The following is a 6,325-nucleotide window of genomic DNA, read 5'->3' on the forward strand; positions in this document are numbered from 1 at the left end:
GCCGAAGCCCTTTTCGCCGTTGAACCACTTGACCGTACCGGTCGCCATAGGGATACCTCTCGTTCGGAGCATGAAGAAAACCGCGGATGACGATTTTCCCGTCACCGCGGTGATCGCCCGAAGAGATGGAGTCCATCGGGGTTCACGACTGCAACTCCTTAGAACCTATCACACAGGAATCCTCCTGTCCTGAAAAAGCGGTGTGCCGCAGGACACCGAAATGCGTAGTACAGGGGTTAGAGGAAATGTGTTGTGGCCGAAGTATTTTTTCTAGGCCGGGAAAACTCAGATCCTGTTTTCGGGAAACCCCCAGGCCGCCCCGCCCGACCCGGCGCCGGGTGGCCGCCCGTCGGGCACGGGAGTTGGGCACAGGCCACGGCCAGATCCGCCCGTTTTTCCGCGATCACCACCGCGCCCCTCTTCGCCCCCGGCGTTCGTCGCGGTGCCGGTCCGGTCGGAGCAACGTTGCCGACCCGCCGACCGGCCTTCACGCGCCGCGCACGGCTGCTTCAGCCGGTGGTGTTCGCCGCGCCGTATCTGGCCTCCATCATCAGTACGGCCTCGTCCACGACGCGTGCCATCGATGCGTCGTCAGGCGACCAGTCGATGAGCAGCATCCGGGGCCAGAAGACGTAGTTGGAGATCATCCCGAGGAACTGGGTCGCCGCCAGTTCCGTGTCGTCCAGCTTGGCCGTGCCCAGGGCGTTCTCGGCGTCGAGATAGCGGCGCACCGAGTCGAAGTAGGGCATCTTGCCGCGCTCGAAGTGGGCTTCGCCCAACTCGGGGAAGCGCGGCAGTTCGGCGATGACGATGCGGAAGAGGGCCGCCATGCCGGGCTGGGCGAGGAGGGTGACGTACCGGCGGCCGATCGCCGTCAGGCCCGCCCGCAGGTCGCCCGTCGGCGGGCGGAGGTCTCCGTCGTCCTCAACCGTCCAGGACTCCGTCACGATCGCGTCGAACAGAGCCGCCTTGGTCGGGAACTGCTTGAACAGAGTCGCCTTCGACACCCCGGCCGCCTCGGCGACCTTGGCCAGTGAGGTGCCGGCGTACCCGGCGTCGAGGAACAGTCGGGTGGCGGCCTTGATGATGGCCGCCCGCTTCTGCTCGGCGACGCGCCGGTGGTAGGGCGAGGGCTCCGTCGTCATGGGTGCCACTCTACGCGAGGCGAGCCACTTGACTCACCACCCGTCATGTACGTAGCTTTGGCGAGGCGAGTCACTCGACTCACCATTGTTTCGCAGGGAGGACCGCGTCATGGGACGCTTCGACAAGCAGACCGTTCTCGTCACCGGCGGCACTGGCGGGCAGGGGGCCAGCCACGTTCGGGCCTACCACGAGGAGGGGGCGAACGTTGTCATCGCCGCGCTCTCCGAAGGGCCTGGCAAGGAGCTCGCCGCCGAACTCGGCGAGCGGGCACTGTTCGTTCGTCTGGACGTCACCGACGAGGACGCCTGGGCGGCGGCGGTCACCGAGACCGAACGCCGGTTCGGTCCGATCGGGATCCTGGTCAACAACGCCGGCGTCCAGAACCCCGCGGTGCCGATCGAGGCCACCGAACGGCGGGTCTGGGACCGCGTACTCGACGTCAACCTCACCGGCACGTTTCTCGGCACCAAGACCGTGACCCCGTCACTGCGCCGCAACGGCGGCGGAGTGATCGTCAACATCGCCTCCACGATGGCCCACGCCGGCACCTCGCTCTACGCGCCGTACGTCGCCAGCAAGTGGGCGTTGCGCGGGCTCACCAGGACCGCCGCGCTGGAGCTGGGTCGAGACGGCATCCGGGTCAACTCCATCCACCCCGGCGTCATCTCCACCCCGTTGGTCAACGAACCGATCGCCGGTCAGCCGCCCATCGCCGACTTCTACTCGCCCGAGCCGTACGCCATCCCCCGAATGGGAACCCCGGCCGACATCACCGCACTCCTCCTCTACCTCACCTCGGCCGACGCCTCGTTCGTCACGGGCTCGGAGTTCGTCGCGGACGGCGGGCTCCTGCTCGGCCCCGCCCTGCAACCCGACACGGCGGCAGCCTGACCGGATCGCCAGCCGCCCTGAACGGCACCGCCTCCTCAGCGACGCCACGGCGAGGCGCAGACTACGCCTTCCACGTGACCAACCTGAGGTGCGTGTACCTGACCGTCATCGAGCCCAACGCCGGGGCGATCCGCGCCTACGAGAAGGCGGGGTTCAAGCGGCAGGGGATGCGGCGCAACTCCAACCAGTGGCTGGGCGAGACCGTCAACGAGGTGCTGATGGACGCCGTCCCCGAGGAGTTCGAGGGTCCCTCACTCGTCAAGGCCCAGTTCCGGATGTGAACCTCCAGTGCCCGCTGTGCTCGGCGAGCGTATGCGTCCGTGGGGCGCGGGCCGTGGCCAGCGGACTTCGGACCGGCCGAGGCGTTAGGGACCGGTCTGAGTGGGTTCGGGCGCGCTGTTGCTCCGGTGTGCTCCGTCGAGGTGGAGGCGCGGCCGAGGCTGGAGGGCACACACGGAGCGACCAGACGGCCCCAGACGCACGAAAACCCCAGGGCGAGGACCTCGAAAACAGCCTCTGGCCTGGGGTTTTGCGGGTAGGCCCCCAGGGGCTCGAACCCTGAACCCACGGATTAAAAGTCCGTTGCTCTGCCAATTGAGCTAGAGGCCCGCGATACGGCTCGGAGCATGGTCCCAGCCATCGCCGGAGCCAACTCTACCGCAGCCATACGGGCTCTGGACGGCCGGTACACCCGGCGGGGCAAGGGCTTACCCCCCGATCGGCGGACCCTGGCCGACGGGTCCCCGCGACGGAACCGCGCGCTGACGTGGAGCACACCCACGCGACAGGGGAGTCCGCCGGTTTCCCGGCACCACGCGCACCTTCCGCCCCAACACGAGCGCGGTGTCGTGCCCGAGCCCGGCCGCGACCACTTGGGCTACCGCGGCTACGGCATAGGCACGGCCCTCCGGCAGGGCCCCGTGCGCCCCGTCACGGAGCGGTGGCGATCGTGCGTCTCACCCAACCGCTCTCACCGCTCCGCACTGGCGGGATCAGGCCGGCGGGCAGCCCGAACCGTCGGCGCAGGGGACCTCGCCGGGCCCGGCGCCCTCCTCCGGGCGCCGCCGCTCCAGCAGGACGGTGTCGCGCCAGATCCCGTGGTGGCGGGCGACGCGCTCGCGCACGCCCACGGTGCGGTAGCCCGCCTGGTGGTGCAGGGCCAGGCTGGCGCGGTTCTCGGGGAAGATCGAGGTCTGGAGCGTCCACAGCCCCGCCGTGTCGGCCTCGGTGACCTGCCGGTACAGCAGCGCCTTGCCCACGCCCCGGCCGCGCGCGTCCTCGGCGACGTAGACCGAGGTCTCGGCCACCCCGGCGTAGACCTCGCGGGCGGAGACGGGTGAGGCGGCGGCCCAGCCGACGACGCGGCCGCCCGACTCGGCCACCCAGCGGTGCCCGGGCGTCCACCGGTCCTTCAGCGCGTCCGCTCCGGGGACCTCGGTCTCGAAGGTGGCGTGGCCGCTGGCGATGCCCTGGGCGTAGATCTCCCGGACCGCGTCCAGGTCGGCGTCGGCCATGGCGCGGGTGGTGACGTCGGCGGGCAGGTCGGTGGGGCAGCACGGGCGGGCGTTGAGCATGCCCATCACCGCGTCGGCGGCGTGCGGCAGGCCGGTGCAGCAGGCGGGGTTGACCGCGACCCGGGTGGAGGTGCCCGCCTTGGTGAGGGTCACGAACCCGACCTCGGCGAGCTTGCGCAGGTGGTGGGAGACGGTGGGCTGGCGGACCTCCACCATCTCGGCGAGCTGGCCCACGCTGACCGAGCCGGGGGTGGTGGCGATGGCGTGCAGGAGCCGGACGCGCATGGGTTCGGCCAGGCAGGCGAACCAGGCGGCGTAGGTCTCGGCGTCAGTGGCGGGGAGGAGGCCGCCTTCGCGCTCGGGCGTCGTCACAGTCATGGCACCCATTATCGACGAAGATCTATGGTTGCGTCCATCGACTTCCGTCGATAGAGTCCCGATCCATAGACGCCAGTCAATGAAAGAGGAGGGCGTCATGGACGCACAACGTCCGGTCGTGGTGATCGGCGCCGGTCCGGTGGGACTCGCGGCCGCGGCGGAGCTGGTCGCGCGCGACCTGCCGGTCCTGGTCCTGGAGAAGGGCGATCGAGCCGGTGCCGCCGTGTCCGAATGGGGTCACGTGCGCCTGTTCTCGATGTGGCGCGACCTGGTGGACCCGGCCGCGGAGAAGCTGCTCACCGCCACCGGTTGGCGGCGTCCGGACGACGCGGGCTACCCGACCGGCCGCGAGTGGGTCGATGCCTACCTCGCTCCCCTGGCCGGGGCCTTGGGCGAACGGGTCCGCTTCGGCGCCGAGGTGACCGGCGTGAGCCGCACGGGCCGGGACCGGGTCGTGGACGCCGGGCGCGGGGAGCAGCCCTTCACCGTGCGCCTTCGCACCGACCGGGGCGAGGAGCGGATCCTGGCCCGCGCGGTGGTCGACGCCTCCGGCACCTGGGGCACGCCCAACCCGGTGGGCGGTGACGGGCTGCCCGCGCTGGGCGAGTCGACGGCCGCCGAACACGTCTCGTACCGCATTCCCGACACCGCCAGCCCAGCCGGACGGGCCCGGTACGCGGGTCGGACCACGGCGGTCGTCGGCAAGGGGCACTCGGCGCTGACCGCCCTGGTCGGCCTGGCCACGTTGGCCGGGGAGGAACCCGGCACCGAGGCGGTGTGGGTGCTGCGCCGGGAGGAGATCGGCGATGCCTTCGGCGGTGGCGCGGCCGACCAGCTGGCCGCGCGCGGCGCGCTCGGCCAGCGCGCCCGCGAGGCCGTGGAGGCCGGGCACATCCGGGTGGTCACCGGATTCCGTACCGCCGAGGTCCGCACGGAGCGGGACGGACGCCTCGTGCTGGCCGACGAGGGGGGCCTGGAGCTGGAGCCCGTGGACGAGGTGGTCGCCCTCACCGGATTCCGCCCCGACCTGTCCTTCCTGTCCGAGATCCGCCTGGGCCTGGACAGCACCCTCCAGGCGCCGGTGGAACTCGCCCCGCTCATCGACCCCAACGTGCACTCCTGCGGCACCGTCTACCCCCACGGCGCCGCCGAGCTCTCCCATCCTGAGGAGGGGTTCTTCCTGGCCGGGATGAAGTCCTACGGGCGCGCCCCGACCTTCCTGGCCCTGACCGGCTACGAACAGGTCCGCAGCATCGCCGCCCATCTGGCCGGGGACCGCGAGGCGGCCGCCCGCGTGGAGCTGGTCCTGCCCGAGACGGGGGTGTGCAGCGGCGGAGGCCTGCCCGAGGAGCCGGACGCGGCGGCCGAGAGCGGCGGCTGCTGCGGTCCCGCGCCCGAGGCCGCGCGGGAGTCCGCGGCGCAGGAGGGCGGTTGCTGCGGCGGCCTGGCCGTCTCGGAGGTGCCGGTGCTCTCCCTCGGCGACCGCCGCACCGTGCCCGTCGAGAAAACGGCTCCGTCCGCCGGGAACGGCTGCTGCTCCGACCCGTCGTCACAGCAGGTCGGCCTGGGGGAACCGGACCGGGTCTCGTGACACCTGTGTCCGGTCGGGCCTCCGGCGCGCCCGCACCCGCCGTGGTCGGTGCGCGCCGGGGCCTGGCGGTCCTGTGCGTCACCGTCACCACCGGCTACGGGGTGCTGTTCTACGCCTTCCCCGTCCTGGCGCCGAGCATCACCGCCGACACCGGATGGTCCCTGACCGCGGTGACCGCGCTGTTCTCCGCCTCCCAGGTCATGGCGGGACTGGCGGGCATCCCGGTGGGACGCTGGGTGCAGGCCCGGGGCCCGCGCCCGGCGATGACGGCGGCTGCCCTGGCCGCGGCTCCCGCCGTGGCGGCCCTCGCCCTGGCCCCGAACCTGTGGGGCTTCGCCGCCGCCTGGCTGGTGGCCGGAGCGGCGATGGCCGGACTGTTCTACCCTCCGGCCTTCGCCGCCCTGACCCAGTGGTACGGAAGGGCGAAGGTCCGGGCCCTGACCGCGCTGACCCTGGCCGCCGGTCTGGCCAGCACCGTCTTCGCTCCCCTGACCGCGTTCCTGGAAGGAGTCTGGGGGTGGCGGACCGCCTACCTGGTACTCGCGGCCGTGCTCCTGGTCGTGGTGGTGCCCCTGCACGCCTTCGCCCTGCCACAGGGCTGGGTCGCCGACGGCGCCGGGCAGCAGAGGGGCCGAGGGCAGGGCGCGCGTGCCGTGGTGCGCGGTCGGGTGTTCTGGGCTCTGACGACGGCTCTGGCCCTGGGGTCCTTCACCGTCTACGCGGTCGTGGTCAACATCGTCCCCCTGCTGGATGAACAGGGTTTCGGCACGGCGGAAGCGGCCTGGGCCCTGGGGGCGGGCGGTGT

At 71.6% G+C, this 6,325-nt stretch carries 6 protein-coding genes and 1 tRNA gene; 4 read left to right on the top strand and 3 right to left on the bottom strand.

The window, feature by feature from the left end; genetic code table 11:
* Positions 1 to 509: 509 nt before the first annotated feature.
* Positions 510 to 1,145, bottom strand: coding sequence for a TetR/AcrR family transcriptional regulator (locus DQW06_RS26055; RefSeq protein WP_013155474.1), 636 nt, complete (start codon positions 1,143 to 1,145; stop codon positions 510 to 512).
* 109 nt (positions 1,146 to 1,254) lie between these two features.
* On the opposite strand from DQW06_RS26055, the gene DQW06_RS26060 reads away from it, so the two are divergent.
* Positions 1,255 to 2,037 (top strand): SDR family NAD(P)-dependent oxidoreductase, encoded by a 783-nt coding sequence (locus DQW06_RS26060; RefSeq protein ID WP_013155475.1) that lies wholly within the window; start codon positions 1,255 to 1,257, stop codon positions 2,035 to 2,037.
* A gap of 74 nt (positions 2,038 to 2,111) precedes the next feature.
* Complete coding sequence (locus DQW06_RS26065; protein WP_232833160.1) at positions 2,112 to 2,318, top strand: GNAT family N-acetyltransferase; 207 nt, start codon at positions 2,112 to 2,114, stop codon at positions 2,316 to 2,318.
* A 255-nt stretch (positions 2,319 to 2,573) separates the two neighbouring features.
* Here DQW06_RS26065 and DQW06_RS26070 read toward each other — a convergent pair.
* Together DQW06_RS26070 and DQW06_RS26075 are read right to left on the bottom strand one after the other, a co-directional pair.
* Positions 2,574 to 2,646 (bottom strand) — tRNA-Lys (locus tag DQW06_RS26070).
* A gap of 383 nt (positions 2,647 to 3,029) precedes the next feature.
* A complete protein-coding gene (locus DQW06_RS26075; RefSeq protein WP_083555326.1) occupies positions 3,030 to 3,938 on the bottom strand; it encodes a metalloregulator ArsR/SmtB family transcription factor in 909 nt (302 codons plus the stop codon).
* Between the two features lie 88 nt (positions 3,939 to 4,026).
* Here DQW06_RS26075 and DQW06_RS26080 point away from each other — a divergent pair, with 88 nt between their 5' ends.
* Both DQW06_RS26080 and DQW06_RS26085 read left to right on the top strand, forming a co-directional pair.
* Complete coding sequence (locus tag DQW06_RS26080) at positions 4,027 to 5,520, top strand: FAD-dependent oxidoreductase (RefSeq protein WP_117199491.1); 1,494 nt, start codon at positions 4,027 to 4,029, stop codon at positions 5,518 to 5,520.
* Positions 5,517 to 6,325 (top strand): MFS transporter (locus DQW06_RS26085; protein ID WP_157983612.1); only part of this gene is annotated, 809 nt, incomplete at its 3' end. The genes DQW06_RS26080 and DQW06_RS26085, both read left to right, overlap by 4 nt.

Origin of the sequence: Nocardiopsis sp. TNDT3, assembly GCF_003427465.1 — a bacterium.
GTDB classification, from domain to species: domain Bacteria; phylum Actinomycetota; class Actinomycetes; order Streptosporangiales; family Streptosporangiaceae; genus Nocardiopsis; species Nocardiopsis dassonvillei.

Bases quoted from the DNA above. Each gene is read 5' to 3' on its own strand.
- DQW06_RS26055 (WP_013155474.1), bottom strand. From the start codon at position 1,145: ATGACGACGGAGCCCTCGCCCTACCACCGGCGCGTCGCCGAGCAGAAG.
- DQW06_RS26060 (WP_013155475.1), top strand. From the start codon at position 1,255: ATGGGACGCTTCGACAAGCAGACCGTTCTCGTCACCGGCGGCACTGGC.
- DQW06_RS26075 (WP_083555326.1), bottom strand. From the start codon at position 3,938: ATGGGTGCCATGACTGTGACGACGCCCGAGCGCGAAGGCGGCCTCCTC.
- DQW06_RS26080 (WP_117199491.1), top strand. From the start codon at position 4,027: ATGGACGCACAACGTCCGGTCGTGGTGATCGGCGCCGGTCCGGTGGGA.